This window comes from Pseudofrancisella aestuarii (genome assembly GCF_003574475.2).
Classification (GTDB): Bacteria; Pseudomonadota; Gammaproteobacteria; order Francisellales; family Francisellaceae; genus Francisella; species Francisella aestuarii.
The window spans coordinates 103,176-130,096 of the sequence record NZ_QLIS02000002.1; the positions used below are offsets into that span (position 1 = coordinate 103,176).

Sequence of the window (26,921 nt, forward strand, 5' to 3'; positions counted from 1 at the left end):
TTTCCTTTATATTAAATAAGATGTTTAGCAATTAAATAAATAAGATAGAAAATGAAAAGAATACTTTTAACTTTTTTTTTAGTGCTTGTCGGTTATGAAATTTATGCAAATTATACTTCTGCTCAAGAATTTTTTGATGAGTATAACTATTCAACGGAAGGTAAGTTTTCGAATAAAAATGATGATTATAGAAATGACAATAGAGATGACAACTTTAATGATGTTAGTATTAGAGGTGCGAAAGTAACTTCTGGTGCTGACTATAGCTGTCAACTTTTAACAGATGGAAAAGTTAGATGTTGGGGCTATAATAACCAAGGAGCTCTTGGTGATGGGACGAATGATAGCTCACTTCAGCCAAAATATGTTAAAGCAGATGTTAGATTTAAACAGCTTCATTCTGGAGATGATTTTAATTGTGCTCTTGATGATGGAGATGATGTCTATTGCTGGGGTAGTAATGAAAGGGGACAGCTTGGGGCAGGGACTAAACAAAAAAGTTCTAGCACTCCTGTTAAACTCGATGCAAGTGTTAAATTTAGGCAGGTTTATACAGAGGCGCATTATGCTTGTGCTTTAGATGAAAATAATTATGCATATTGTTGGGGGGATGGTTCATCAGGAGAGGTTGGAAATGGCGAAAAAGGTTATTTTGATGCGCCTCAAAAAGTTAAAACAGATATTAAGTTTTCCAGGTTAACAATGAGTACAACATTCGTTTGTGGTATCTCATATGATAAGCAAGATGTTTATTGTTGGGGTCAAGGAATGAGAGGCGGAAATAGTAAAGGTCTTGATTCATCAGTGCCAGTTAAAATCTAAGTTTTAAATGTCTCAAAAATTTGAAAAAACATTTTTATCTAATTATAAGAATAAAATTCTTACAAATATTATTAAACATTTAGAAGACTGTGATGAATTTGTTATAAGTGTAGCTTTTATAACACTATCTGGGGTTGCATGTATTTTAGAGTCTTTAAGAAAGCTTGAGAAAAAGGGAGTTAAAGGTAAGATCCTAACTGGATGTTATCTTAATTTCACAGAGCCACAAGCTTTGAAAAAGCTAAGCCAATTTAAAAATATAGAGCTAAAAATAATTACAGAACAAAACTTCCATGCTAAAGGCTTCTTTTTTAGAAAAGATAATATATGGAACGTTATTGTTGGCAGTACAAATCTCACACAATCAGCACTTACTGTTAATACGGAATGGAATATTTTTCTACCTATAGAGCGAGAGGATGATTTTAAAAATAAGTTGTTCCTAGAATTTGAAGATATTTTTGATAAAGCAGCCCCATTAGAAGAAATTTTAGAAAAGTATGAACCTTTATATGAATTAGCAAAACACCAAATGCAAAGCTTTAAACTTTCTAGTGTGAATATATCTCCTAATCAGGTTCAAAAAGAAGCTCTAATAAGTCTCGAGAATTTAAGAAAAGAGGGAGAAAGTAAGGCGCTAATAATAAGTGCGACGGGTACTGGTAAGACATTTTTAAGTGCTTTTGATGTTCAAAGAGTGAAACCAAAGAGATGCTTGTTTGTGGTTCATAGAACCAATATAGCTATCAAAGCAAAAGAAACTTTTGAATCCATTATAAAAAACGAAAGAATGGGTTTACTGTCTGGTGGAAAGCATGACCAAGAAGCAGATTACTTATTTGCAACTGTGCAAACACTTAAAAATCCAAATATTTTGTCTAATTTTAAGCAAACAGAATTTGATTATATTATTATTGATGAAGTTCATCATGCAGAAGCAAAGAGTTACAAAAAGATCTTAGATTACTTTAGTCCCCAGTTCTTGTTAGGAATGACAGCAACTCCAGAAAGAACAGATAATGCTGATATTTTTAAACTTTTTGATCACAATATTGCTTATGAAATTCGATTACAACAAGCGTTAGAACAAAAATTTCTTTGCCCATTTCATTATTTTGCGATAGAGGATCTTTATGTGGATTCAGAAAAGAATCTTTTACAAAATTTTAATAAATTAGTAAGTGATGAAAGAGTCGATCATATTGTTAATAAAATTAATTTTTATGGTTATAGTGGTAATAAAAGATCAGCACTAATGTTTGTTAGTAATATGGAGGAGGCTTTTAAACTAGCGAATAAGTTAACGGATAAGGGTGTCAAATCAATAGCGCTTACAAGCAAGAGCTCAGAGAAAGAGAGATTTCGAGCTATAGAAGAGCTAGAAAATGGTGATTTAGAGATTATTGTTACGGTTGATATCTTTAATGAGGGTATTGATATCCCTTGTGTTAATCAAGTTATATTACTAAGGCCAACTCAGAGCTCTATAGTTTATATTCAACAATTGGGTAGAGGTTTAAGGAAGTTTGAGAGTAAAGAATTTGTTGTTGTCTTGGATTTTATAGCTAATTATGAGAATAATTTTTTAATTCCAGTAGCACTTAGTCAAAATAATAGTTATGACAAAGATCAATTAAAGCAGTTTTTGATTTCAGCAACTGAGCTTATTCCTGGTGAGAGCACTATTACTTTTACTGAATTAGCCAAAGAAATTATTTATAAAAATATCCAGCAAGCTAATTTTACGCAATTAAAAAATATTAAGAGAGATTATAACCAACTTAAAAAAGAGCTAGGTAGAAATCCTAGTTTATTAGACTTTGAAAAATATAACTTTATCTCTCCAGAAATTCTTTTATCTTATAAAGATACTTATTATGACTTATTAGTTTCTCTTAAAGAAAATGAAATTCCTAAGCTAAGCTCTGAAGAATATAATATTTTGAGGTTTATATCTAAAGAGTTTTCGCCAGCTAAAAGATTATACGAGACATTAATTCTTAAAAAGTTACTGATAGAAAAAGAGATTCTTATTAATGAGATAAAAGATTTTTTAAGAGGCCAAATTATAGATTTTAATGAGGAGAGTTTTGAGAATTCTATAAAGCATTTATCATTGGAGATATTTACTATAAATGCAGGTAGAGAAAGCTATGGTCCATTAATAACTATTAAGAATAATAAGATTAGGCTGCTTCCTTTTGTTTTGATTAAAAATAACTCTTTCCTTAAAAAACAAATAAAAGACTTACTAGAATATAATGATATTTTTTATTCTAAAAAATATCGACATGATAAGTCTCATGGACTAGCTTTGTATTCAAAATATTCTAAAAAAGATATAGCGTTCTTATTAAATCAAGATTATACAAATGGTGGAGTTAATCTCGCAGGTTATAGGTTTTTTGACGATAAAGCTTTATTGTTTATGACTTTTGATGAAAATAAGAAATTTAGCAGATATGATAATAAATTTTTATCAAAAAATACTTTTATATTTTATTCAAAGTTAAATAAGAAAATAGACGATTCGTTAAATAATAATGAAACTGGTTTGGCTCAAAATAAGTTCGTAAGCTATGTTTTTGTGAGAGTAAATAAAACTGATGAATACTATTTTGTTGGTATTGTGGAGAAATGCTTAGAAGCTAAAAACGTTACAAAAGATAATTCAATGATGATAGAGTATGCTTTCCAGCTTGAGAGAGATATTCCTCAGGTGATTTGGCAATACTTTGAATCAATACAGGATAAGAAAAAAGATTAATCTAATTTAGTATCACGCTTTCTTAATGTTGATTTGTAAACATATCTAGATTGAAAAATCGAGCCTTTAAGAATATTCATTTGAGCAAAGTGTTTTTTACCGCTGTGCTGTAGTATAATAAAAGTGAAAATTAGTGTTAAATTGTTAGGACTTGTCCTGAGGAGGTTTTATGTCATATAACAAGATTTTATTAGCTGTCGATGTGTATGAAAAGGCGGATGTTGTTATTAATTCTGCTATAGCATTTGCTAAAAAAAATGGTGTTAAGAAAATTTCAGTAGTTACAGTTGTTGATTGTGTAGCGCCATTTGCCCCATCAGTTGTCGATTTTCAATATACTCTTGAAAAAGAAGCTAAAAAAGCTCTTTCTCATATTAAAGATAGATTGGTGGGTTTTGAAGTTAAAGCAGATGTTTTAGTTGGTAATCCATCAGTTGAGATAGTTACATATGCTGAAGAGTCTGCTTGTGACCTAATAGTTATTGGTTCTCATGCAAAGCATGGATTTAACTTAATCTTAGGTTCGGTAGCAAATGCTGTATTACATAAGGCAAAATGCGACGTTTTAACTGTTAGAGTCCAAGAAGAAGATAGAGCGGCGACTGATTATAAGAATATTCTTATTCCAACAGATCTTGAGAATGATTCATGTATAGTAGCTAAAAAAGCAAATGATATAGCTAAGTTATATGGAGCTTCTGTGGATACAGTTTTCGTTATTCCAAATGATACAGTTTCTCTAATGAGTTATGAAATGGAGAAAGTTGAGAAGGCATTAGAAAATTTCGTTTCTAATAATAAGCTTGGTGGTAAAAAAGCTGTATTAATAGGTGGAGTCGCTAACGGTGTTCTAGAGCAAGCTAAAGAAAATAAAGCGGATCTAATTGTTGTGGGAAGCCATAGAAGAGGAGCTATTGGTAGATTCTTCCTTGGGTCTACAGCGAATGGTATTCTTCATGGTGCTGATTCAGATGTTTTAGTAGTTAAACTTAAATAACTTCTTTCTTTATTTTCTATTATTTATCTTATTCCAAAATATTAATATTAAGCAGATTATTGATAGGGTCACACATACTATTGTGAACTTCCAAATATAAGCAAATGGTATGTAACCCATTATTGTTACACATACTACTGCTGTTGCCATATTTATAAAATTCATTGTCCCAGACGCATTAGCTTTATCTTCTAATGAGTTAGAAGCTATGTAAGCAGCTGTTGGATAGATGAAGCTATTAATAAAATAACAACATGTCATTAAGAAGAAGAAAATTGAAGATGTGAATGCTTTATTAATTGTTAATAAACTAAGAAGTAGGAAAACTATTAGTATAAGAGTTATAGAACTAACAATGATATGGATGTGACTATATTTATTGATTATTTTTGTTGCTAAGAATGAGCCTGCAATTATTCCTGTAATAGTTATAAAATTCCAATATCCGTATTCTGCACTTGTAAAGCCAAGTATATCTTTAGTGATGAATGGCCCAGATGCTGTATAGCAATAGCTAAAAGCAGAAACCATGCCTAGCGTTAAAGAAAATATTATTAGTTGTTTTGATTTAAAAGCATTTCTGTAGCTATTAAGAATATTTAGAACATTAATTTCTATCTGTAGAATTTTCTCTTCTTTAAATAAAAAGCTTAACCCAAGCATTATTAACCCATGAATTAGTAAGACATAAAAGCAGTTAATCCAACTAGAGTAATATGTTATTAAACCGCCTATAAGTATTGCAACTCCAACAGATAATGCAAATGATATCGAAGCGTATGACAAGGCTATTTTAGTTTTTTCTTTAGATACTGAATTATTTAATATAATGAATGTACAGACAAGTCCAGCAGCAGCTCCTAAAGATGTTATTAGTCTTCCAATTAATAGTATGATTATTGATGAACTATAACCTCCAATTAGGCATATTAATATTCCTAATAGATTTATTATTAATCCAGCTCTTAATGCCTTTACCTCTCCATATTTGTTTGCTATCGGCCCATAAATGATTTGACCAATAACATAGCCTATCAAAAATATACTAATCAGCCATTCAACATTACCATCAGACAAGGCAAATTCTTTAGCTATATATGGTAAAGCAGGGTTGATGATAACAGTTGAAGCACTCGCAATACTTATATAGCTAAGCAGTATTACTATTTTCCAGGTTTTCATTTTTAGTAAATATATTAAATATTTTTTGTATATTAAATAAATTATCTTATATATACAATGTTTAAAGTGATTAACAATTGTTAAGTAAATTTTTACAATGTTGAAAAATAAAAAGATAAGTCTATCTCAGTTTGAAGTATTTCTGGTTGTTGCCAATAGTTTGAGTTTCACTTTAGCTGCAAATATTTTGGGAGTTTCTAGAGCTTCTATTAGTCAGTCGATTAAAGCTTTGGAGAAAGAGTTGGAGGTTCCTTTATTTTTGAGAACAACGAGATCTATTTCTCTTACTAGTGAAGGAGAATCTCTTTTTGAGCAATGTTCTAGGCTTAGATATGAGTTGGATAATGCTAGAGCACTAATAAAATCATTTCATAAAAAGCCTAAAGGAAAATTGAAAATTAGTTGTAATCCATTTTTGGCAGAAAAGGTTTTGTTGCCAATTTTGATGCAATATAAAGAGCAGTTTCCGGATGTTGAGCTAATAATTGTTGTTGAGGAGAGAATCCCTGATTTTGACAAAGAGCAAACAGATATTGCTTTTGGTGTTAATTGGAAAGCTCCTGACGATTTAATTGCCAGGAAAATTGGAGAAACAAGGTATGTACTATGTGCTAGCCCACGTTATTTAAAAAAATATGGAGTTCCAAAAAATCTAGAAGATTTAAAAAAGCATAATTTTATTCCTCATATTTCTAGACACACATCCTTAGTTGGTTTAAAAGACGCTAATTCATATATTAATATTTCATCAGATATATCATCTAATAATGTTTCTTTCATAAAGAAGTGTGTTCTTGATGGTTTGGGGATTGCCCAATTTCATGAATATGCGGCTATAGAGGAGATTAAAAGAGGAGATCTAATAGAAGTTCTTCCAGCAGTTTTTAATGAAAAAGAATCTTTGTTTATCTATTACCAAAAGAATAGGTTTGTGCAACCAAAGATTAAAGAATTAGTCAAAATTATTTTAGAGAGGGTTCAGATATAAATTATTTAGATCTTTCTCCAAATAGTGAAGAGCCTATTCTAACCATGGTTGAGCCATTTTTTATAGCTTCTTTATAATCTCCACTCATTCCCATAGAGAGTTTTGTTAATTTTATATTTAGTCTATTGTTTATTGTATCGAAAAGATCTTTCATTCTATGAAAGCTTTGTCCACTGTTGTCCACTTTTGCAGGCAAGCACATTAGACCTGTTAAGTTCAAATTTTTCATATTATTACTTCTTTCTATGCAATCTATTATTTCATTAATATCGCTTGGCTTAAATCCAGACTTATTAGGATCATTATCAATATTTATTTGTAGAAATACTTCAATAATCTTATTTAACTTGCTTGCTTGAGAATTTATTTTTATAAGTTGCTCAAGTTTTTCTATGCTTTGAATTGTGTTTGCGTATTTAACGATGTTCTTTATCTTTCTTGACTGTATTGAGCCAATAAAGTGCCAGTTTAGATTTGGCAATGCAGTAGCTTTTTGTTCTAGTTCCTGTAAATAATTTTCACCAAAATCTTTTTGTCCTAGTGTATGTAGGTATTCTATTTTTTCTAAAGTTTGATATTTGCTAACTGCAAGTAAAGAAACTCCTTTAGGAATGTTGTTTTTTATCTCTGTATAAGCATTTTTGATAAATTCGCTATCAAACATTTTTCACCTATTTTGTTAATATAACTAAGTTTCTTGTAGCTTTTAGAAAAGGTACTTTTATTTTATGGATCTGGATTTCCAATGGGATATTGGGTAGGCTTTGCTCTTCTATATCGGGACCTTTCATTGCTAGCATTTGATTTGAATCAGTTATTAGATTTTTGCAGAGATCATAAAAAGTATCTATGGAGCTAAAGGCTCTCGAAATAATATTATCAAAACTCTGGTTTTCTAGTGATTCAACCCTACAGTTTAAAGGGATTACATTTTCTAAGTTTAAGGATTTCTTTACATTTTTAAGAAACATAATTTTTTTTCCAATGCTATCAACTAGAGTAAACTTATGTTGAGGGTATAGTATTGCTAGTGGTATACCTGGGAGACCGCCACCAGTTCCAACATCAACTGTTGAATTACCCTTTATATATTTTGCGATGGATAAGCTATCGAAAAGATGCTTCTCAAGCATATCATCAAAATCTTTTATAGCAGTCATATTATAGACTTTGTTCCATTTCTCTAGTAGCTTCAGGTATTCAATCCACTGATTAATCTGTATTTGAGTGGCTTGTATATTTAATTCCTCTAAAGCCTTATCTATTTTTTGAAGATGGTTCATTATTTATGGAAATAGCTTTTTTATATATTATATAATGAATATATTACAAATTTTTTAACAATGTTTTAGCTTTTTATAAAGCATAGTTGAAGATAATTAAGTTTTTGATGATTTTATCTAGAAAGTTTGGTGCGGCTATGATTATTTCTGGTACTTGTATTGGTGCTGGAATGCTTGCTATCCCAGCGACAGTTGCAAGTTGTGGTTTTTTTATAGGTTCTATTTTAATAATTAGTATTTGGCTGTTAATGACTTTTACAGCTTTAGTTTTGGCAGAAGTTAATTTAAAAATGAAAGATGGGTCAAATTTTGTTGAAATGACTAGGGATACTCTTGGTTCTACTGGAGTTGTGGTTGTTTGGATAACTTATGTTCTCCTGCTTTACTCTTTAGTAGCTGCATATACTGTGGGTGGAGGATCTTTAATCTCAACTATTTTGGCTCAGGTAGGTATTAATCTTTCATCAAACTTAACGGGTATAATCTTTGTATTTGTTTTTGGAGCATTCGTCTACATAAGTACTAGAGCTGTAGATCATATGAATAAATTGATGCTGTTTCTTAAGTTGACAGCATTTTTTCTGTTGGTTTTAGTCTTGGCTTCCCATATAAAACTGGATTACCTTAAATATACTATTAAAAATGGTAATTATATTTGGGCGACATTCCCTGTTTTGCTAACTTCTTTTGGTTTTCATCATATAGTTCCAACTTTAAGAACTTATGTGAATTCTGATAAAAAAGCACTTAGGCAAGCAATAATTTTAGGAAGTACTATTCCATTAATTGTATATTTACTTTGGATTTTTGTTACTTTAGGATCATTGCCAGTAGAGACGCCAACAGGTATCTTGGGTAGAAAATCTGGAGAAATAACATCTGTGATAATTAATCATTATGGTGGAGGTTCTGGATTAATCTCAATATTATCTTTTGCATTTGGCTTTTTTGCCTTAGCAACATCTTTCCTTGGGGTAGCATTGGGCTTATTTGATTTTAATAGAAACACCTATGGTTTAGAGAGTAAACAGCATAAGCATAAATTAATAGCAATATTTATAACATTTTTACCAGCATATATATATGCTGTTTTGTACCCTGATGGATTTATAGCAGCTTTAGGCTATGCAAGTATATTTGTAGCTATTCTCCAGGTTGCGCTACCAGTTATTATGTTTTGGGTTCTAAAGTATAGGCAAGAAGCTATTGGCTTTGTCATGAGCCTAATGACAGTAATGGTAGTTTTTATCGCCATTTTTATTATTGTATTGCAAATATTAGTTTCTATAGATCTTTTGCCAATACTTAAACCTTAGTTTTTTGTAATTGACTAAATATACCTTTTTCTATAAAATGTCCGAGATTGTTTCTATGTATTTATTTAAAAAAAGAATAATTTATAATTTAAAGAGGAAAAGAAAATGAAAAGAACATTTCAACCTACGAACTTAAAAAGAAAAAGAACTCATGGTTTTCGCGCTCGCATGAAAACTTTAAGTGGTAGAAAAGTAATTAGAAATAGAAGAGCAAAAGGTAGACATAAGCTTGCAGCATAATTGTTGCTTGCAAAAAAATAATATACTTGGTTCTGATGAGGTAAAAGAAGCTTTTGCTAATGTGCAGGATAAAATAAGTACGGAGCACTTTACTTTTTTAATAGCATTAAGACAAGAAGAAACAGCTGGTGTCTGTGTAATAATAGCTAAAAAAAACGTAAAAAAAGCATTTAAACGAAATTTATGTAGAAGATTAATAAAAGAATCTTTTAGATTGAATAAGGGTGGTTTTAGCCAAAAAAGTTTGCTGGTAATTGCAAAAAGATCAGCTGCTAATGCTACTAAGGAAAGCTTGTGGGCATCTATAGAAAAATTTTATCAAACTTTAGAAAAGTTAAGCTGATTCCTTTTGTGTTTTTAATCAAATTTTACCAATATATTATAAGTCCAGTACTTCCTGCAAGATGTAGATATTATCCAACTTGTTCAGAATATGCGCTGGAAGCTTTTAAAACTCACGGGGTTGTTAGAGGAGGTTGGCTTTCTGCTGTTAGATTAGCTAAATGCCATCCTTTGTGTAAGAGAGATTATTATGATCCTGTTCCAGTTCCTAAAAATCAAAAAGGTCAGAAATAGATGAAACCTAATCATATAAGAATTTTATTTTTAATTGCTATAGGGATAATGTTTATATCTCTTGTAGGTAGGTGGGAGCAAACTTTTCCATCAAATGATGATGCTCAGAAAAATACTTCTCAACAAGAAAATAGTCATTATGAAACATCTACATCTCAAAAGAATGATGTTGCTACTGCAGTAACCAATCCTGGCTCTAAAGACAGTGATGTTATTTCTAACTACACTAAAGCTGGTGTGGTGACTATTAATACTAAAGTCTTTAAGGATCTGCAAGTTAGTTTATTAAATGGTGCTATTATTTCTGCTTCTTTAAAAGATTATGATGTTAGTCTTGAAGATAAAAGTCCTATGAGTTTGCTTACAGATAGGGCTGGTTCGCAATATATAGCAAAAAGCTCAATTGTTCTTAATAAGAAACCTGTTTCGATAACATTTGAAAATAAAGGTATTAAAAAACAGTCAGATGGGGTTGTACTTACTCTTCAAGGATCTGTTGATGGTTTAGATGTTACTAGAACATATACTTTTGATGATAATAAATATGCAATAAAAATTGATCAAAAAATAACAAATACGTCTAGTGATTCTATAGGGGTGATAGTCGATAACTCATTGGTAAGAGATTTTGATCATGATAGTGATAGCTTTAGCTTATTAAATGCCCATAGCTATACATTTACAGGAGTTGCTTATTCAACTATAAATGATAAATTTAAGAAAGAATCATTTAAAGATATAGCAAAAACTAATAAACAATCTAAACCTTTCATTGTAAATAATGTTGGGCAAGGATGGGTTGCTTTTCTTCAGCATTATTTTATGAGTGCATGGATTCCTCAATCTACAGATTCGACTATTTATTATAAGAAGCTCAGTGATGATATGTTTGAAGCTGGTGAGTATACATATAATAATATAGCTCCTCAAACTTCTGTCGATATTAATTCAGTATTTTATACTGGACCAATTATTAAAACTAATTTAGAAAGTTTGGCACCAAATCTTGAAAAATCACTAGACTATGGAATGCTTTCATTTTTCTCGGAAATTATTTTCTGGGTAATGAATGAGATACATTCTTTGGTTGGAAACTGGGGTCTTGCAATTATATTGGTAACAGTATTAATTAAGGCTATCTTCTATCCTCTTTCAGCAAAAAGTTATCGTTCTATGGCTAAGATGAGAATGCTTCAGCCAAGAATTAAAAGAATGCAAGAAACATATAAAGATGACAGGCAGCTGCTTGGCAGAAAAATGATGGAACTGTATAAAGAGGAAAAGGTAAATCCATTAAGTGGGTGTTTGCCTATGGTTATACAGATTCCTATATTTATTTCTTTATATTGGGTGTTGTTAGAATCAGTGCAATTGAGACAGGCACCTTTCATTTTTTGGATTCATGATCTATCAATGAAAGATCCGTACTTTGTTTTACCAATACTTATGGGTCTTTCTATGTTCGTACAACAGAAGTTATCTCCGGCACCTGCAGATCCTATGCAAGCAAAGATAATGATGTTTTTACCTATAATATTTACTTTCTTGTTTGCATCATTCCCATCAGGCTTAGTATTGTATTGGTTAACTAATAATGTTATAAGTATCTTACAGCAGTGGATTATTACAAGAAGTTATAAAGCTGCACATACACATAAAAAATAAAATAGTTTAGATTGTTTGAGGTTTTAAGTGAGTGGAAAATATTTAAAGCCAAAGTATTGGTCGGTTTGGCTTCTTATTGGGTTTGGAAAGCTATATACACGTTTACCTTATAAATTTCAGATGAGAACAGCTGTAGTTATAGGTAAAGCTTTAAAGCCTTTTTTAAAAAGGCGAAGAGATATAACAATAACTAACTTAAAAATAGCATTTCCCGAGAAAAGTGAGAGAGAGTTAGAAGAACTTACCTCTAAATCTTTTGATTCAGCATATATGGCAGCAGTAGAGAGTTTGATTGCTTGGTTTATGCCAGAAAAGAGATTTAAGAAAATAAAGTTTGAGATAGAAAATAAGGAAGTTTTTGATAGGATACATAACGATCCCAATAAAACTTTGCTGTTTTTAGGGTTTCATTTTCATGCTTTAGAGATTGCTGGTAGATATGTTGGTAGTCAATATAAACCTTTTACTTTAGTCTATCAAAAAAATAGAAATGAACTTCTTGAGGAAGTAATTACTTCTGCTAGAAAAAAAAATATTACAGAATGTTATGAAAGAAAGAGTTTGTTGCCAATTATAAGGAGTTTAAAAAAAAGGATAACTTTATGGTATGCTCCTGACCAAGATTTTGGTAATGAGCATACTGTTTTTGTTCCATTTTTTGGTAAAGAATGCTCTACTTTGGTAGTAACCCCTTGGTTGGTTAAGAAGACAGGAGCGACGGTTGTGCCTATTTATTACATAAGAAATGATGATTTATCAGGTTATAAGGTTATTATCTCTGATCCTATAGAAAATTTTCCCGAAGATGAGGTTGAGGGTGCCAGATTAACGAATGAGATTCTGGAAGGTTTTATTAAGAAATTTCCTGAACAGTATTTGTGGCAACATCGTCGTTATAAGACACGACCTAATGGTGTTAGAGATATTTATTAGGTTCTCTTGATTTAGCTTTTATGTTTTTTGTGAAAAAATTAAGTTATATGTGTTAAAATAGGTTTCAAGTTTTTTATAAAAATGATTTCGATGAATAAAAGGTATCTACTTCCTAGATATTGGACTACGTGGTTCGTTATTGGTTTAATGAGGTTTATTTCTATTTTTCCTTATAAATTTCAAATATATTTTACTTTAGTGATAGGCTTTTTTGTAAAACCTTTTTTGAAAAAGAGAAATCTAATAGCAAAAATTAACCTAAGAATAGCCTTTCCAGATAAAACAGAAAAAGAAATTGAAACGTTAGCTAACGAAAGCTATAGGTCTATGGTTTTAGCAGGTGCTGAGGCTATGATGGCTTGGTTTATGTCAAATAAAAAATTTAAAAAAATAAATTTTGAAAAAGAAAATTTTGAAGTTTTTGAAAAGCTTCATTTGGATCCAAATAAAACAGTGATAGTTCTTGGATTTCATTTCCACTGTATAGAGGTAGTAGGTCGTTATATTGGGCAGAATTATTATCCATTTACTGTGATGTATCAAAAAAATGATAATGAGCTTATAGAAGAGCTTATTAAAAAGTACAGAGAGAAATATATATATAAATGTTTAGATAGTAAGAATTTTATTTCTGTAATAAAAACCTTAAAAAAACATATTTCTATGTGGTATGCTCCTGATCAAGATTTTGGATTGGAAAGCTCAGGAGTAGAGAATTCTGTATTTGCACCATTTTTCGGTAAACTTTGTTCTACATTAACAGTAACTCCATGGCTTGCTGAAAAAACAGGTGCGATAGTTGTGCCAGCTTACTATGTTAGATTACCCAAGTATTCTGGGTATAAAATAGTTGTTGGAGATCCTTTGGAATTTACTGGTGATGATTATAAGGATGCTGAGATGACTAACAAGTTCCTAGAGGATGCAATAAAAAAATATCCAGAGCAATATCTGTGGCAACATAGAAGATACAGAACGAGACCTAATGGTGAGAGCCAAATTTATTAATTTATGGATTTTAATGAAAAAGCATACAGGATTTTCTTTAGTTGAACTTATGGTAGTAATAGCGATTGTTGCTATTTTAGCAACGGTAGCTGTACCCTTGTATAGTAATTATGTACAAAATAATAATAGAAGAGATGCTACCTCTGCCTTAATGGCAGCTTCTTTAGCTGAAGATAATTTTTTTATAAGGAATGATGAGTACTCTTCTGATTTGTCAGCAATATATAGAACTACAACAGATGGTAATTTTTACACTCTTTCAGTTTCTCTACCTAATTTAGAGGCAGATCCTCCAGAGAATTATGATTATAGGTTAACAGCAATAGCTATCGGCAGTCAGCAAAGCGATACAGAGTGTGCTACTATTAGTTTAGAGGTAGATGGGGCAATACAACGTAAAACACCAACAGCTTGTTGGGATACTTATTAAATTTAATATTATAGGACTAGATATGGCGAGTTATAGTACGAATGAATTTAAGGGTGGTTTAAAAATATTGATAGATGGTAACCCTATGACCATCGTTGAAAATGAATTTGTTAAGCCAGGGAAAGGCCAAGCTTTTAATAGAGTTAAGCTAAAGAACTTGATTAATGGTAGAGTGGTTGAAAAGACATTTAAATCTGGTGAGTCAGTAGATGCGGCAGATGTAGAGGAGTTAGAAGCTTCATATTCTTATTTTGATGGGGATAACTACGTTTTTATGCATCCTGAGACTTTTGAACAATATACTATTTCGGAAGAATCTCTTGGAGATGCTAAGAAATGGTTACAAGATCAAGATACATATCAGATAACTTTATTTAATGGTCAGCCAATTTCAGTTACTCCACCAAACTTTGTGAATCTTGAGATAGTTGAAACTGATCCTGGTTTGAAAGGCGATACTGCGGGTACAGGTGGTAAGCCAGCAACATTATCTACAGGAGCGGTTGTAAGAGTTCCTTTATTCGTGCAAACGGGTGAGATAATAAAAGTTGATACAAGAACAGCAACTTATGTTTCTAGAGTTAAATAATGCAATCTGAAAATAATCTCGTATGGCTTGACCTAGAAATGACGGGTTTAGAAGTGGATTCATGTCGTATTATAGAGATGGCAGTAATTATCACAGATAAAGATCTTGAAATTGTTGCTGAAATGGAGCCGATAGCTATTCATCAGTCCGAAGATGTTCTTAAAAACATGAATGAATGGTGTATTAAAACTCATGGAGATACAGGACTTACAGAGAGAGTAATTAATAGTCAAATATCTGAGGCTACAGCAGAGAACCAGGTCCTTGATTTTATAAAGCAGTATGTGCCTTATAAGAGTTCTCCATTATGTGGTAATTCTATTTGGCAGGATAGGAGATTTTTATCTAAATACATGCCAAAAATAGATGATTATTGTCATTATCGAGTTTTAGATGTTACAAGTATAAAACTTCTTAATGATTATTGGTCAAAAAATAAAAATTGTTTTGTAAAGAAAAACACCCATAAAGCTTTAGATGATATTAGGGAGTCCATTTCTGAATTAAAATATTATAAAGAAAAGCTTTTCTGCATGGCTTAATAATAAATTTGTTATTTACCTTAAAATATAATTCTATTGTTAATTTTATATGTTGTAATGGTTGGGAAAGTTATTACTCATAATATTAAAATTCTATAAATTTCTTTTACATGGATATATTTAATTGTGATAATATTGAGAATGATTTGCATGAGTGTGAATCATAAACATCAAAAGAAACTTTAAAATAAATAACTTGAGAGGAGTTGTAATGTCAAAGTTTGTCTATGCTTTTAGCGAAGGTAATAAAGAAATGAGAGATTTGCTTGGTGGGAAAGGAGCAAATCTAAGTGAAATGTTAAATAGTGGTTTACCTGTACCTGATGGTTTTACAGTTACAACAGAAGCTTGTCTTAAATATTATGATGATAAACAGAGGCTTTCTGAAAGCTTAAAAGAGGAAATATTTGTTAGTGTTGAGAAGTTGGAGCAAAGAACTGGTAAAAAATTTGGAGGTTCAGAAAATCCTTTATTAGTATCAGTCCGTTCAGGCGCTAGAGTTTCAATGCCAGGGATGATGGATACAGTTTTAAACCTTGGGCTAAATGATGATGTAGCTAAAGCGATGATAGCTAAGACAAATAACGAACAATTTGTTTATGATAGTTATAGAAGATTTATTATGATGTTTGCCGATGTTGTTATGGACTGTGAGAAGCATGGTTTTGACAAAATTTTAGAAGCAAAAAAAGCTGAAAGAAAAGTTGATTTAGATTGTGATCTAAATGGTGATGATTATAAGCAGATCGTTGATGATTATAAGAAGTTATATAAAAAGCTAGTTGGTAAAGATTTCCCATCTAATGCTAAAGAACAATTATTAGCAGCTGTTGAAGCTGTATTTAAATCATGGAATGCTGAAAGAGCAATTATTTATCGTGAAATTAATAATATTTCTAATAACTGGGGTACAGCTGTAAACGTTCAAGAAATGGTTTACGGAAACTCAGGTAATAATTCAGGTACTGGAGTCGCTTTTACAAGAAATCCATCTACTGGAGATAGTGAGCTTTTTGGAGAGTATTTAATTAATGCACAAGGTGAAGATGTTGTTGCTGGTGTTAGAACACCATCGCATATATCTACTCTTAAAGATGCGATGCCAGAAGTTTATGAAGAGTTTGTTAAAATCGCGACTAATTTAGAGAAAGTGTATAAAAACATGCAGGATATGGAGTTTACTATTGAAGATGGTAAGCTTTTTATGTTGCAAACAAGAAATGGTAAAAGAACTGCAAAGGCGGCTATTAAGATAGCTGTTGATATGGTAGAAGAAGGGTTGATAACAAATGAAGAAGCTGTGATGATGGTTGAGCCTCATTTGTTAGAGCAACTTCTTCATCCTAAATTTGATGAAAAAGCTTTGGCTTCTAAAAGAGCCTTAGGTTCAGGATTGGGAGCATCGCCTGGTGCTGCTAGTGGTAGAATATATTTTGATGTTGATTCTTTACTTGATGCTAAAGCTAGAGGTGAAGAAAAAACAATACTTGTTAGGATAGAAACTTCTCCAGAAGACATTGCAGGGATGAATGCTTGTAATGGTATTTTGACTTTACGTGGTGGTATGACTTCTCATGCAGCTGTTGTGGCACGTGGTATGGGTAAATGCTGTGTTTCTGGACTAGAAACAGCAAGAATCAATGAAGAAGAAAAAACCATTACTTTCGAAAGAGGCCAAGTTTTTGGAGAGGGTGATTATATTTCTTTAGATGGTACAAAAGGTAGTGTTTATAGAGGTATTATTAAAACAGTTGATCCAGAAGTTACAGCTGAATTTGAAGCTTTTATGAAGTTTGTAGATGAAGTAAGAAAGTTAAGAGTTAGATGTAATGCTGATACTAGATCTGATGCAGCTACAGCAAGAATGTTTGGCGCTGAAGGAATAGGTCTGTGCCGTACAGAGCATATGTTTTTTGAAGATACGCGTATTTCTTATGTAAGACAAATGATTCTTGCTAAAAATAAAGCAGAAAGACAGAAAGCTCTTGATAAGTTACTTCCTGTGCAGCAGCAAGACTTTGAAGAGCTTTTTGAGGTTATGGATGGCTTAGCTGTTACAGTTAGGTTTATAGATCCTCCACTTCATGAATTTTTGCCAAGAGAATATGAAGAAATTGAAGCTTTAGCAAGAGAACTTAAAGTAAGTGTAGAAGAACTTGAAGGTAGGATTGAGTCTTTATCTGAAGTAAACCCTATGATGGGTCATAGAGGATGTAGACTAGCAGTTTCTTATCCGGAAATTATAGTTATGCAAACAAAGGCAATCATTTACGCAGCTATTTCTGTTAAAAGAATGGGTATAGCAGTAAGTCCTGAATTAATGATTCCATTAGTAAGTACACTTGGTGAATTTAAGTTATTAAATGGAATCGTCAGAGAGACAGCAGATGCTATCTTAGCAAGAGAAAAAATGGATATTGACTATAAAGTTGGTGTTATGCTTGAGACTCCAAGAGGAGCTATAGGTGCTGGCATGCTTGCAGAAGCTGGAAGTGAATTTTTCTCTTTTGGTACTAATGATCTTACTCAGATGACATTTGGCTTTAGTAGAGATGATGCAAATAAATTCATTAAAGAATATCTAGAAAAGGGTATCTTAAGTTTTGATCCATTTGCTAGACTAGACCCTAAAGGTGTTGGTAAGCTTATGCAAATAGCTAAAGAAGGGGTTAAAGCAGTTAACCCTAAAGCTAAGATGGGTATTTGTGGTGAACATGGTGGAGAACCATATTCAGTAGCTTTTTGCCATGATCTAGGTTTAGATTATGTTTCTTGCTCACCATTTAGAGTGCCTGTAGCTAGATTGTCAGCAGCACAAGCTAAGATATATGCAGATAAGAATAATTAATTAACTTTTTATCTCTTATAAGTCTTGACAAAAATTACTTTAAATATATAATTTACCGCATGTCCCGTTCGTCTAGAGGCCTAGGACACTGCCCTTTCACGGCGGCAACAGGGGTTCGAATCCCCTACGGGATACCAAATTTAAATATCTATTCTTATTAATTCAAATTAATTTCATATATAATTCTTTGTTAAAACATTTAATTAATATTTTTATATGTTAGCTGTTGTACAAAGAGTTAGCTGTGCAAGTGTATCTGTAAATGATCAAGTAGTAGGATCTATAAATGAGGGCTTAATGGCTTTGGTTTGTATAGAGCCTGATGATTTACCAAATAATCTTCAAAAAATGGTTGATAAACTAATAAATTATCGTATTTTTGAAGATGAAAATAATAAGATGAATCTATCTGTATCTTCTATAAATGGAGGTATTCTAATTGTTCCCCAGTTTACTCTTGCTGCAGAAACTAAGAAGGGATTAAGGCCTAGCTTCAGTAACGCCTGTCCTCCAAGCAAAGCAGAAGAGCTATTTGAAAGGTTTGTTGAAATTATTAAGTCCAAATATTCAAAAATAGAGACAGGAGTTTTTGGAGCTGATATGAAAGTTTTTTTAGTTAACGATGGTCCTGTTACTTTCAATTTTAAGGTATAAAAATATGAGTAAAAAAATCTGTATAGTTGGTGGTAATGGTGAAATGGGTCAAATGACTCAAAAACTATTTTCAATGTATTTTCCTGATTATGAAGTGACTATTTTTGGAAGTAAGGATTGGGCGAATCCACAGCCTAAATTAGAAAATAAGGATTTAGTCATAATATCTGTACCTATTTATCTTACGAAAGAAATAATAGATAGAGTGGTTCCATTTTTGTCAGAAGGGTGTGTGTTAGCAGATTATACAAGTATTAAGCAAGAGCCTTTAGAGGCTATGTTAAGTGCATATCAAGGACCTGTGGTTGGACTACATCCAATATTTGGACCAACTGTTGAAATTCCTGATAAGCAAGTGATAACTGTTTGTGATGGGAGAAATGAAGAAAAATATAAGTGGCTATTAGATGATCTAGAAAGTATTGGCTTTAGTATAGAGCATATGTCAGCTAAAGATCATGATGATATCATGACGTTTGTGCAAGGTATTGAGCATTTCAGTGTTTATTGCTTAGGTCTTTTTCTTAAGAAAAAGAATATCGATATAGATAGAGTTCTAAAGTTAGCAAGTCCAGTTTATAAAATGGAATTAAATATTGTTGGAAGACTTTTTAGTCAAGGCCCTGGGCTATATGCCGATATAATAATGTCTGATGATAGTAGAAAAGAAATGGTAGCGGAGTTTGCAGAATTTGTTCAACAAAATGCAAAGGGTGTAGAAAAAGGTGATAAAGCAACCTTTATAGAAAACTTTAAACAAGTTAAGAGTTGGATGGGAGATTTTGCAGATAAAGCTTATAAAGAAAGCGATAAGCTATTATTGAAGAAATAAATAATAAATTATTTAGTGTTTGTATGTATAGTACCTACAGAGAATGGGACTAAAGAAGAATCAATACTATTTTCATCATATAATGTTTGTTCAGTATTGCAGTCATCTCCAGACCTTTCTCCAGTAATGCATTCTAAACCATACTCTTTTAAATATACTCTATTATTTTGTATATCATTTAAGCGTTGAGGATTTTGCATTACTGGTAAGTTACTATAACCTGGATCATTTGGGGTCTTTTCCATTTGGTCTGCTGCAATAGAGTAGTATAGACCTCCGTTAGATCTATAGCTTGCCCAGAAAAGACCAACACCTGGTATTGTTATTGAAGGCTGACCAGTCATGGAGCTAGATTGGCCAGAACTTAGAGTTTTCATTGTGCTACCTAAAGAATCTTGATAATAGCTGAAAATTTGGTTATCTCCAATTTCGAAATAATTAATACTATTGTCGCTTGTTGGGACTATTAAAGAGCTACGAGTAGTATCAGATCTGCTCGCCATATTATGCTCTGTTATGTCGGTTACAACAGGCCCTATTGATATAAGCTTTGTTATATATTTACTATTAGGATTACCTACTCGAGCATAGACATATTTCCCAGTATTGATACCTCCAGCAGGATTTGGAGCAAGTAAACTTATTTTATCTTTTGTAAACTGTTCATTATAAGTCGATGCATTTTTGTCGTTAAAAATAGCTGATATAGATGAATCAGATGGCGAAAAGCTATAGAAAACAAGAGTATCTTGAGTTTCACTTGGACCGCCATTAGAATCATTACTGCCGCCGTATATATCCCAAGCTTGTGACCAAGCTGATCCACTACCCGGAGCATAAGCCCATGCAGCACCTTTACACCAACCTGCAACTTTACAAGAATAAAGAGTTTCGTTATTTTTTACTACATCACCATTAGCATAATTTGTTCCTTCAACATATTGAGGGTAGCTTATTGGCTCAGATGGTTCGGGAGCATCGATGGTTTCTCCTCCTAGCGATTTACCAGCAATAAATAATTTAGGAGTTACATTTTCATCGGGTTGATACCATATTGTTTCTAGCACTAATGGAGATGATGGGAAGCTAGAGAAATCTACAGCATCTCCCCAGTTTGGTGAAATAGGTGCTGGAGTGGTTATATTAACTAAAGGAATATTTGTTGTGTAGATTTTACTATTATCATATATAGCTATATAAAGTGTCCATCTACCATGTATAAGATCCCAGCCGAGCGATGTTTTAAAGTCAGCACTTATTCCAGCTGGTGTTGAGATTGTTATATTTCCATTAGTTAATACTAGATTGTTACTTTCATCTTTTTTAAATGAATTAATATATCCTATCTCTGTATCAAGGATACTACCATCACTTAAACGATGGGCTTTCTCAGCATCATCCATATTATTAAAGTTTACTATGGGAACATTTATAGGAATAATATCATCAGTGTATTGATCATAAGAGTTTGGAGCTAGTGCATTGTATCTAACTGTCTTATTGAACATAGTCTTGCTACCTTCAGTATAGTTTTGCTCTATTACATACTGGATATAAGCTTTAGAATTGTAAAGCTCTGCACTATAGTATATAGGTTGAAAACTTGTTACTACTGAGTGAATTGTAATATCTCCCACAGATGAGTCTGGTATAGATTCATTTGAGTATGGGTTGGATAAGCTATTGCTGTCAATTTGGTTATTTAAATTTCCTTTTCTTAAAAGATCACTTTGTAGAGCTTCGTTTACACTCTTGCTTCTTAATAAATTAATTTTAAGAGTATATCCAACTCCAGCTAGAACAATACCTATCGTAGTTGCGAATATAAGAGTAAGGGCTAAGGAGCTACCTTTTTGCTTTCTGAACATGATAAATACCTCCCTTAATTAATTTTTACTGTTGTTGTTGATACATTGCCATTTATAGTTAAAGCTATTTTTATAGCATCAACTTCATTAAATAGTTTTTTTCTATACTGATTTTCATCTGGGTTTAATTGAGATGGAGTTAACCAATCATCATCAGTATTTCCTGTACCTATTTTATGTAGAGTTATTTGCATATCTGAAATACCGCTCATAATTTCTTGAGGCTCAGTCGCTACATTATTTTTTTCATAGCTAAATAAGGAAGATGTTGGAGATCCATCTGCATCTGTACTACTACCTATATAATATATGGTTGCTTGATACTTCCCTATGTAATCACCACTATATACACTCCATTTTAGATTATTAGTAAGTGTTATTGGGCTGATGAGCCTGCCATTTTCTGTAGCTGTTTGATCACTTACTTTTGCTAATGTATAAGCAATGGAGCTACATATAACGACATAATTGTTTGCCTCAAGCTGATTGGCAAAAGAGTTATTTACTTCTAAACTATTTGTTCCTGAAGTAGCATTTGACGTTAGAGTTGAGCTTGTGCTAGCACCTTGTATTAACAAGTAGTCAGTACCTGCTATAGCGTTATCAGGAAGATTTATTGTTGAACCATTTACATTGTCAACGTAAACATCGTGAATGCTTCTATAATTCTCATCACCAAATTCTGGGACATTGTCACCTGTTATATTTTCTATATCATGCCAAGAAAAGTGACCATACTTACAGTCAAATCCAGCATTTGTTACAGCATTAGATAGAGCTAGCCTTACCTCAGAGGCATCAGCAAGAGCTTTTGATTCCATTTCCTCCAGTTGAAAATCTTTTTTTACTGCTAAATAAACTTCTATAGAAATCCCTACAGTAATAATTGTTAGTAGAGAGGCTATTAATAATTCGACGATTGTGAAGCCTTTATTTTTTAAGAACATACATTCACCCCGCTTTCTGTTGTTGTTTGAGTATTTGTACTATTTGGTAACATAGAATCTGATATTGCAAGTAAATCTTTAGAAATATTCATTTCTGTATTTGTTGCTGTAAAAGTATAGATTCTATTATTACTTGAATCATCGCTAGTATTAGAGTAACAAAACTTTATTACGCCATGACGTCCGTCAATAAAATCATTTTCATTGAAGGTTCCTAAGGCATCAAATGTGATTACTCTATTATCCAGCTCATTTAATAATTCTGTTTGAGTATTTTGTAATGTTGCATTTGTAATAAAGTTAGACATTAGTGAAAAAGCAAAAAAAGAAACGAACATGATTATGACTAGTGAAATTAGCGTCTCAATTAGAGCAATTCCTTTTTGTTTACTTTTTCTTTTCATAAGTTTGGAACGATTTTATTATGGTGATTACATTATTGCATAATTTTTATTTTATTTACATGAATTTAAAATTAATTTTTATATTATTTGTAAATATTTTATTTATTCAAGTAGCTATTTTTTGGTAAAAATTATAAATTACTTGGAGGATTTAATTTTATTAAGCTTTAATTAATTAAGGGTTGTAAGTGCTTCATTCTGTGAGCAATAAATCTAAATTTAAAGGGGTTTCATTGATTGAGACTTTAATTGCATTAGCTATATTATTAGCTGTTTTATTTATGTTTTTCATTTTGTTCGATGCACTTATTGCTAAAGACTATAGTTTAAATAAGAAAATTCAAGAATCAGATAATTTACAACAAGCAGCAGCTGAGATGAAAATAGCTGGAGTAGCTAGTGCTGTGAATGTCGGAGCTACAGATAACGGTGATGGGACAAATACAATACAAATATCTTCAAAAGAAAATTCAAGTAATGCTTTATTAAATAGAGTTGTGATTATAGCAAATAAGCCACAAGCAAAATTAAACCTTATAAGTTGTAATAATAAAGAGTGTACTTTGAATGCAGAAGGTTCTATTGCAGATAGTGCATTATATAGTTATAGCTCTACAGGAAATAATGTCATTATTTCTCCTGAGACTACATCTAATGCTTCTCAAAATATAGAAATTCAATATTCAGATTATGGACAGTATGAGGTCACGCTTACTGTATCTGACAAATATGGTATAAAAGATAATAAAACTATCCCTGTTACTGTCTCACCACCACCGCTCCCAAATCCTGTTTTAAACTTTGGAGAGTGTAATGCTTCTAAATGTACGTTTAATGCATCTGGAACAACTATATATACGGATAAAGCTACTTATACTTATAGCTTTGATGGTGGAGCTGATGATATTGTTACTACAGAGATTAATCAGAATGTAGTGGCTCAATATACTTCTTATGGTAGTAAAACAGTTTCTTTAAAAGTTGTTGATGAAGCAGGTCAGGAAGCAATGGTAACTAAAGATATTGAAGTTTATCCTTTTGATATTGAGCTTAGATATCTACCAGACTATCTTAATGGAACTGGCTATGTTATAGATCTTATAGGTCAAGATATAGTGGATGGTACTCCAGTCACTGTTAATGTGATTAACAATGCAAATTCAGAGTATGCAATTGGAGTTCAGAAATGGGATGCTTATGCATCTGGGTGTCAATCTACCTTAGCTGTTAATTATAATTCTTTTATGGATGGGTATGGTAGTTATTACTGTAATGCACTAGGCGGAGAGTCTTCCTATAAAGGTGTGGGAATATTATATGCAGGCCAGAATCCAGTAACTATAGAAGTTTCCTATTTAGGTTATAGTATAACTCAGAGTTTTAATGTTGTGCTTTTTAATGAATAAATATCAGAAAGGAATAACTTTAGTAGAGTTATTAGTATCTATGACTATATCTGTGATAGTTATAGGTAGCTCTATAACAACATACGTTGGTGTTAAAAAGATTTACCAGAATATTAATCAACAGGCTAATGATAATGTAAAAGCTTTGATGGTAAAGCAAGCCTTTGAAAATATCTTAAGTAATATGGGTTTTGCATGTGTGTATGGTTCGCAGAATCAATCTTTTGAAGATAATACTGGAGATAATATGTTAAGTATCTTAGAAAAAGGCGTGGCTTCTGTAGGTAATATGCCTTTTCCTAATGATTATGGTCTGCCTGGTAGTATGGAGGGAGATTGTAGTGGAGAGTGTTTTCAGATTGGAACTGATTATTTAATGATTCAAAGAGATACGGAATACACAAACACGGTATCTGATAGTTCAGGACTAGTATTTACTGTGCCAAAAAACTCTATAAAAGAATTGGCAAGTGATGAGTATATTATTACTTGTACAGCCAATGCCTATAATCTTATGAAAATTTCAGATATATCAACTAATGGAGAGGAGACGAGTATAACGATATCTAATAATATAGATTCTTCTATAGGCAAAGGTGGTTATGTTGGTAAGTATGAGCTAGATATATATTATATACGCGATACAGGTAGACTTGATAAGTTAGGTAATAAAATTTATTCATTATATCTTTATATTAGAGATAGTTCTTCTAGAGGGATGTCATATGAGCTTATAGATGGAGTAAGCAATTTAAAAATAGCGTATGTAAAAACTGAAGATGTTTCACAGGGAAGTAATATAAACTGGAGTAGTATCAGTTCTGCAACTAGGCTGGATAAGAATGTTTCGGGTTTGAAGTTATCTTTTGATATTAATGGACAAACATATAATAGAATTATTCCGATAAATGTTAATTAAATATTCAAAAATACAAAAAGGTTCAGCCTTAACTTATGTGCTAATAATAGCTTTTGTTTTAATGATAGTTATTTCAGGAGCTTCTTATATAAGTAGATTAAATACTCTTTCGGGCTTAGGATTGGATGATTTACTTTCATCAAAATTTTCAGTTGATAGTTATTTAGAAAACTATCTAGGAAATAACTCTACAGTTCAAAATGTTGATGAAACAAAAGGTGGTTTTCGCTACCAGATAACCAAGATTGCGTCTGGTAGTACAATAGCTTTGGGGCCATTTATTAGTGGAGATGTTTATTCAGATGAGCCTGCGATAGCTAAAGTAGATAAGTTTGCATATAAGGTATTTAATGATGATTCAGATGCAAAACTTATTGGGTCTAGAGAGTTCTTGTATAGTACTTCAGTTTTTAAGGATATGACTAAATATTCTCAGTATGATAATAGTTTGATACCAGTTAATGTTCCTTTCATAAATACAAAATTTTTATCTAGCGATGAAAAGGATTTGAGATTAAGTAATAATTCTCTTATTGATTCTGAGGTTGGTTTTATAGGAGCTTTCGAGATTGATGGTACAACTATTAGTTTTAAGTCTAGAGTTGGAGGTTCGTTTGATCTGACTTTGCCTGAAGGAGTTAGTAATATTAGTTCACTGAGTGTGGGGTGGAATTTAGTTAATGGTAGCTGGACTATGTATATGGCTATTGTTATTAACGATGGGTTAGAGCTTTATACTTCATCAACAGCCTTAAGTACCTTGGTTCAAAATTCAGAGCAAGCAAAAACTGATTTATCAAATTGGATAATTAGAACTGACTTTACTAATAACTCAATAAGAAACTTAGCTTGGTCTAATACGCCGGCTCCAATATTATCAATTTTTAGTGAAAATTCTGCATCTCATTGGGAGTATTATCAAGTGAACCTTGAGAATAATTCTTTAGCGGAGAAAATAGGTGAATGCCCTAGTACTGTTTCAGAAAGCTATGGAATACAGACTTCTTCACAACGTACGATGGATTCATTAAATTCAGTAGCTATCATAATAAATAATGTAAATGCTTTAGCTAGTGACAATATGAATGGACTAACTATCAACGGCGTTAGTTATCCAGTTATTAGTAAATACCATTCATCAAACTATAATAAGCTACCATTAATAATGATGGTTGATGGTAGTAGTTATATATATGGAATGGTTAATTCTACTAATCTTGATCATGATGGGAATATTGATTTTTTCACTTATGATGTGTTTGCTGCTAATCAAGTTTTTGATTCTATAGATATCGCTACTGTAGGTTCTATAAACTATAATGGTGAAATCACAAAGTCAGTTATAGTAAGATTTGGATATATATTTTTAATAACAGATAAGAAAATATATATGATTGGTACTGATAGTAGTAATAATATTTCTTTGGCTGAAGATCCTATAAATATTGGGGTTGATGATCAAAATATACAAATATTGTTTGATGAAGATAGAAAACAAATTTATGCAATGCCAAATGCGATGGAGTGTGATTTAGGATTAGAAACTGAATGTGGTGTGGAAAAAAGGATATATTTCTCAAAAGATTTTTCAGACATATTAAATCCGGTTAGTGGACTTTTCTATATTAGAGACTCTGTAAACGTTTGATACTTAATAGTTATAGATACTTAATTTTATGTGGTAATATGAATTTTAAAGTTATTC

The 26,921-nt window shown here is 31.7% G+C and carries 26 protein-coding genes, 1 tRNA gene and 1 pseudogene; 22 read left to right on the forward strand and 6 right to left on the reverse strand.

Going from position 1 to position 26,921, the window contains the following annotated elements:
* Positions 1–51: 51 nt before the first annotated feature.
* From DNK87_RS04505 to DNK87_RS04515, 3 genes are all read left to right on the forward strand, one after another.
* Entirely contained in the window at positions 52–822 is a 771-nt protein-coding gene (locus DNK87_RS04505; RefSeq protein WP_119329716.1) for an RCC1 domain-containing protein, read from the forward strand.
* A gap of 7 nt (positions 823–829) precedes the next feature.
* Positions 830–3,589: a DEAD/DEAH box helicase gene (locus DNK87_RS04510; protein WP_119329717.1), complete on the forward strand. Its 2,760-nt coding sequence runs from the start codon at positions 830–832 to the stop codon at positions 3,587–3,589.
* Between the two features lie 169 nt (positions 3,590–3,758).
* The gene (locus DNK87_RS04515) at positions 3,759–4,586 is read left to right on the forward strand and encodes a universal stress protein (protein ID WP_119329718.1); all 828 of its coding nucleotides are present in this window, start codon (positions 3,759–3,761) and stop codon (positions 4,584–4,586) included.
* 9 nt (positions 4,587–4,595) lie between these two features.
* On the opposite strand, the gene DNK87_RS04520 is transcribed toward DNK87_RS04515, so the two are convergent.
* The gene (locus DNK87_RS04520; RefSeq protein ID WP_119329719.1) at positions 4,596–5,768 is read right to left on the reverse strand and encodes an MFS transporter; all 1,173 of its coding nucleotides are present in this window, start codon (positions 5,766–5,768) and stop codon (positions 4,596–4,598) included.
* Positions 5,769–5,865: 97 nt separating this feature from the next.
* On the opposite strand from DNK87_RS04520, the gene DNK87_RS04525 reads away from it, so the two are divergent.
* Positions 5,866–6,756, forward strand: a complete 891-nt coding sequence (locus DNK87_RS04525; protein ID WP_119329720.1) for a LysR family transcriptional regulator — start codon at positions 5,866–5,868, stop codon at positions 6,754–6,756.
* Position 6,757: 1 nt separating this feature from the next.
* Here DNK87_RS04525 and DNK87_RS04530 read toward each other — a convergent pair whose 3' ends face one another.
* Entirely contained in the window at positions 6,758–7,420 is a 663-nt protein-coding gene (locus tag DNK87_RS04530; RefSeq protein WP_119329721.1) for a YggS family pyridoxal phosphate-dependent enzyme, read from the reverse strand.
* Between the two features lie 7 nt (positions 7,421–7,427).
* Positions 7,428–8,039 (reverse strand): 16S rRNA (guanine(527)-N(7))-methyltransferase RsmG, encoded by a 612-nt coding sequence (gene rsmG / locus DNK87_RS04535; RefSeq protein WP_119329722.1) that lies wholly within the window; start codon positions 8,037–8,039, stop codon positions 7,428–7,430.
* A gap of 107 nt (positions 8,040–8,146) precedes the next feature.
* Here rsmG and DNK87_RS04540 point away from each other — a divergent pair, with 107 nt between their 5' ends.
* The 15 genes and pseudogenes from DNK87_RS04540 (at position 8,147) to tyrA (ending at position 19,672) form a co-directional block, all read left to right on the forward strand.
* Positions 8,147–9,355: an amino acid permease gene (locus DNK87_RS04540; protein ID WP_119329723.1), complete on the forward strand. Its 1,209-nt coding sequence runs from the start codon at positions 8,147–8,149 to the stop codon at positions 9,353–9,355.
* Positions 9,356–9,460: 105 nt separating this feature from the next.
* Positions 9,461–9,595, forward strand: a complete 135-nt coding sequence (gene rpmH / locus DNK87_RS04545; RefSeq protein ID WP_119329724.1) for a 50S ribosomal protein L34 — start codon at positions 9,461–9,463, stop codon at positions 9,593–9,595.
* Positions 9,585–9,938 (forward strand): ribonuclease P protein component, encoded by a 354-nt coding sequence (gene rnpA / locus DNK87_RS04550; RefSeq protein ID WP_119329725.1) that lies wholly within the window; start codon positions 9,585–9,587, stop codon positions 9,936–9,938. Before rpmH ends, rnpA begins: the two co-directional genes overlap by 11 nt.
* A complete protein-coding gene (gene yidD / locus DNK87_RS04555; RefSeq protein ID WP_119329726.1) occupies positions 9,890–10,171 on the forward strand; it encodes a membrane protein insertion efficiency factor YidD in 282 nt (93 codons plus the stop codon). The genes rnpA and yidD overlap by 49 nt, the downstream gene beginning before the upstream one ends.
* Positions 10,172–11,836, forward strand: coding sequence for a membrane protein insertase YidC (yidC, locus tag DNK87_RS04560; protein ID WP_119329727.1), 1,665 nt, complete (start codon positions 10,172–10,174; stop codon positions 11,834–11,836).
* A 27-nt stretch (positions 11,837–11,863) separates the two neighbouring features.
* Positions 11,864–12,769: a lysophospholipid acyltransferase family protein gene (locus tag DNK87_RS04565; protein WP_119329728.1), complete on the forward strand. Its 906-nt coding sequence runs from the start codon at positions 11,864–11,866 to the stop codon at positions 12,767–12,769.
* Positions 12,770–12,859: 90 nt separating this feature from the next.
* Positions 12,860–13,777 (forward strand): lysophospholipid acyltransferase family protein, encoded by a 918-nt coding sequence (locus tag DNK87_RS04570; protein ID WP_119329729.1) that lies wholly within the window; start codon positions 12,860–12,862, stop codon positions 13,775–13,777.
* A gap of 13 nt (positions 13,778–13,790) precedes the next feature.
* Positions 13,791–13,896, forward strand: a pseudogene (locus tag DNK87_RS09070) (type IV pilin protein); the annotation flags it as partial.
* Positions 13,875–14,207: a type IV pilin protein gene (locus tag DNK87_RS04575; RefSeq protein WP_417714981.1), complete on the forward strand. Its 333-nt coding sequence runs from the start codon at positions 13,875–13,877 to the stop codon at positions 14,205–14,207. The pseudogene DNK87_RS09070 and the gene DNK87_RS04575, both read left to right, overlap by 22 nt.
* A gap of 22 nt (positions 14,208–14,229) precedes the next feature.
* Positions 14,230–14,796 carry an elongation factor P gene (efp, locus tag DNK87_RS04580; RefSeq protein WP_119329730.1) on the forward strand — a complete coding sequence of 189 codons (567 nt, stop codon included), beginning with the start codon at positions 14,230–14,232 and terminating at the stop codon, positions 14,794–14,796.
* Entirely contained in the window at positions 14,796–15,338 is a 543-nt protein-coding gene (gene orn / locus DNK87_RS04585) for an oligoribonuclease (protein WP_119329731.1), read from the forward strand. The genes efp and orn overlap by 1 nt, the downstream gene beginning before the upstream one ends.
* A gap of 211 nt (positions 15,339–15,549) precedes the next feature.
* Positions 15,550–18,186, forward strand: a complete 2,637-nt coding sequence (gene ppdK / locus DNK87_RS04590) for a pyruvate, phosphate dikinase (protein ID WP_119329732.1) — start codon at positions 15,550–15,552, stop codon at positions 18,184–18,186.
* 61 nt (positions 18,187–18,247) lie between these two features.
* Positions 18,248–18,323 (forward strand) — tRNA-Glu (locus tag DNK87_RS04595).
* Positions 18,324–18,402: 79 nt separating this feature from the next.
* Positions 18,403–18,840: a D-aminoacyl-tRNA deacylase gene (gene dtd / locus DNK87_RS04600; protein ID WP_119329733.1), complete on the forward strand. Its 438-nt coding sequence runs from the start codon at positions 18,403–18,405 to the stop codon at positions 18,838–18,840.
* Positions 18,841–18,844: 4 nt separating this feature from the next.
* On the forward strand, positions 18,845–19,672 hold the full coding sequence (gene tyrA / locus DNK87_RS04605; protein ID WP_119329734.1) for a bifunctional chorismate mutase/prephenate dehydrogenase: 828 nt from the start codon (positions 18,845–18,847) through the stop codon (positions 19,670–19,672).
* 8 nt (positions 19,673–19,680) lie between these two features.
* Here the strand turns inward: tyrA and DNK87_RS04610 are convergent, their stop codons facing one another.
* Genes DNK87_RS04610 through DNK87_RS04620 form a run of 3 tightly spaced genes read right to left on the reverse strand, consistent with a single transcriptional unit; the run spans position 19,681 to position 22,891 of the window.
* Complete coding sequence (locus tag DNK87_RS04610) at positions 19,681–21,540, reverse strand: hypothetical protein (RefSeq protein ID WP_119329735.1); 1,860 nt, start codon at positions 21,538–21,540, stop codon at positions 19,681–19,683.
* A 14-nt stretch (positions 21,541–21,554) separates the two neighbouring features.
* Complete coding sequence (locus DNK87_RS04615; protein ID WP_119329736.1) at positions 21,555–22,487, reverse strand: PilW family protein; 933 nt, start codon at positions 22,485–22,487, stop codon at positions 21,555–21,557.
* A complete protein-coding gene (locus DNK87_RS04620; protein ID WP_119329737.1) occupies positions 22,478–22,891 on the reverse strand; it encodes a pilus assembly FimT family protein in 414 nt (137 codons plus the stop codon). The genes DNK87_RS04615 and DNK87_RS04620 overlap by 10 nt, the downstream gene beginning before the upstream one ends.
* 188 nt (positions 22,892–23,079) lie before the next feature.
* Here DNK87_RS04620 and DNK87_RS04625 point away from each other — a divergent pair, with 188 nt between their 5' ends.
* The 3 genes from DNK87_RS04625 to DNK87_RS04635 are packed head-to-tail and all read left to right on the forward strand — an operon-like array spanning position 23,080 to position 26,864.
* Positions 23,080–24,297, forward strand: a complete 1,218-nt coding sequence (locus tag DNK87_RS04625) for a PulJ/GspJ family protein (protein WP_154401823.1) — start codon at positions 23,080–23,082, stop codon at positions 24,295–24,297.
* On the forward strand, positions 24,290–25,216 hold the full coding sequence (locus tag DNK87_RS04630; RefSeq protein ID WP_159240218.1) for a PilW family protein: 927 nt from the start codon (positions 24,290–24,292) through the stop codon (positions 25,214–25,216). Before DNK87_RS04625 ends, DNK87_RS04630 begins: the two co-directional genes overlap by 8 nt.
* Positions 25,206–26,864, forward strand: a complete 1,659-nt coding sequence (locus DNK87_RS04635; RefSeq protein ID WP_119329740.1) for a hypothetical protein — start codon at positions 25,206–25,208, stop codon at positions 26,862–26,864. Before DNK87_RS04630 ends, DNK87_RS04635 begins: the two co-directional genes overlap by 11 nt.
* Positions 26,865–26,921: the final 57 nt, after the last annotated feature.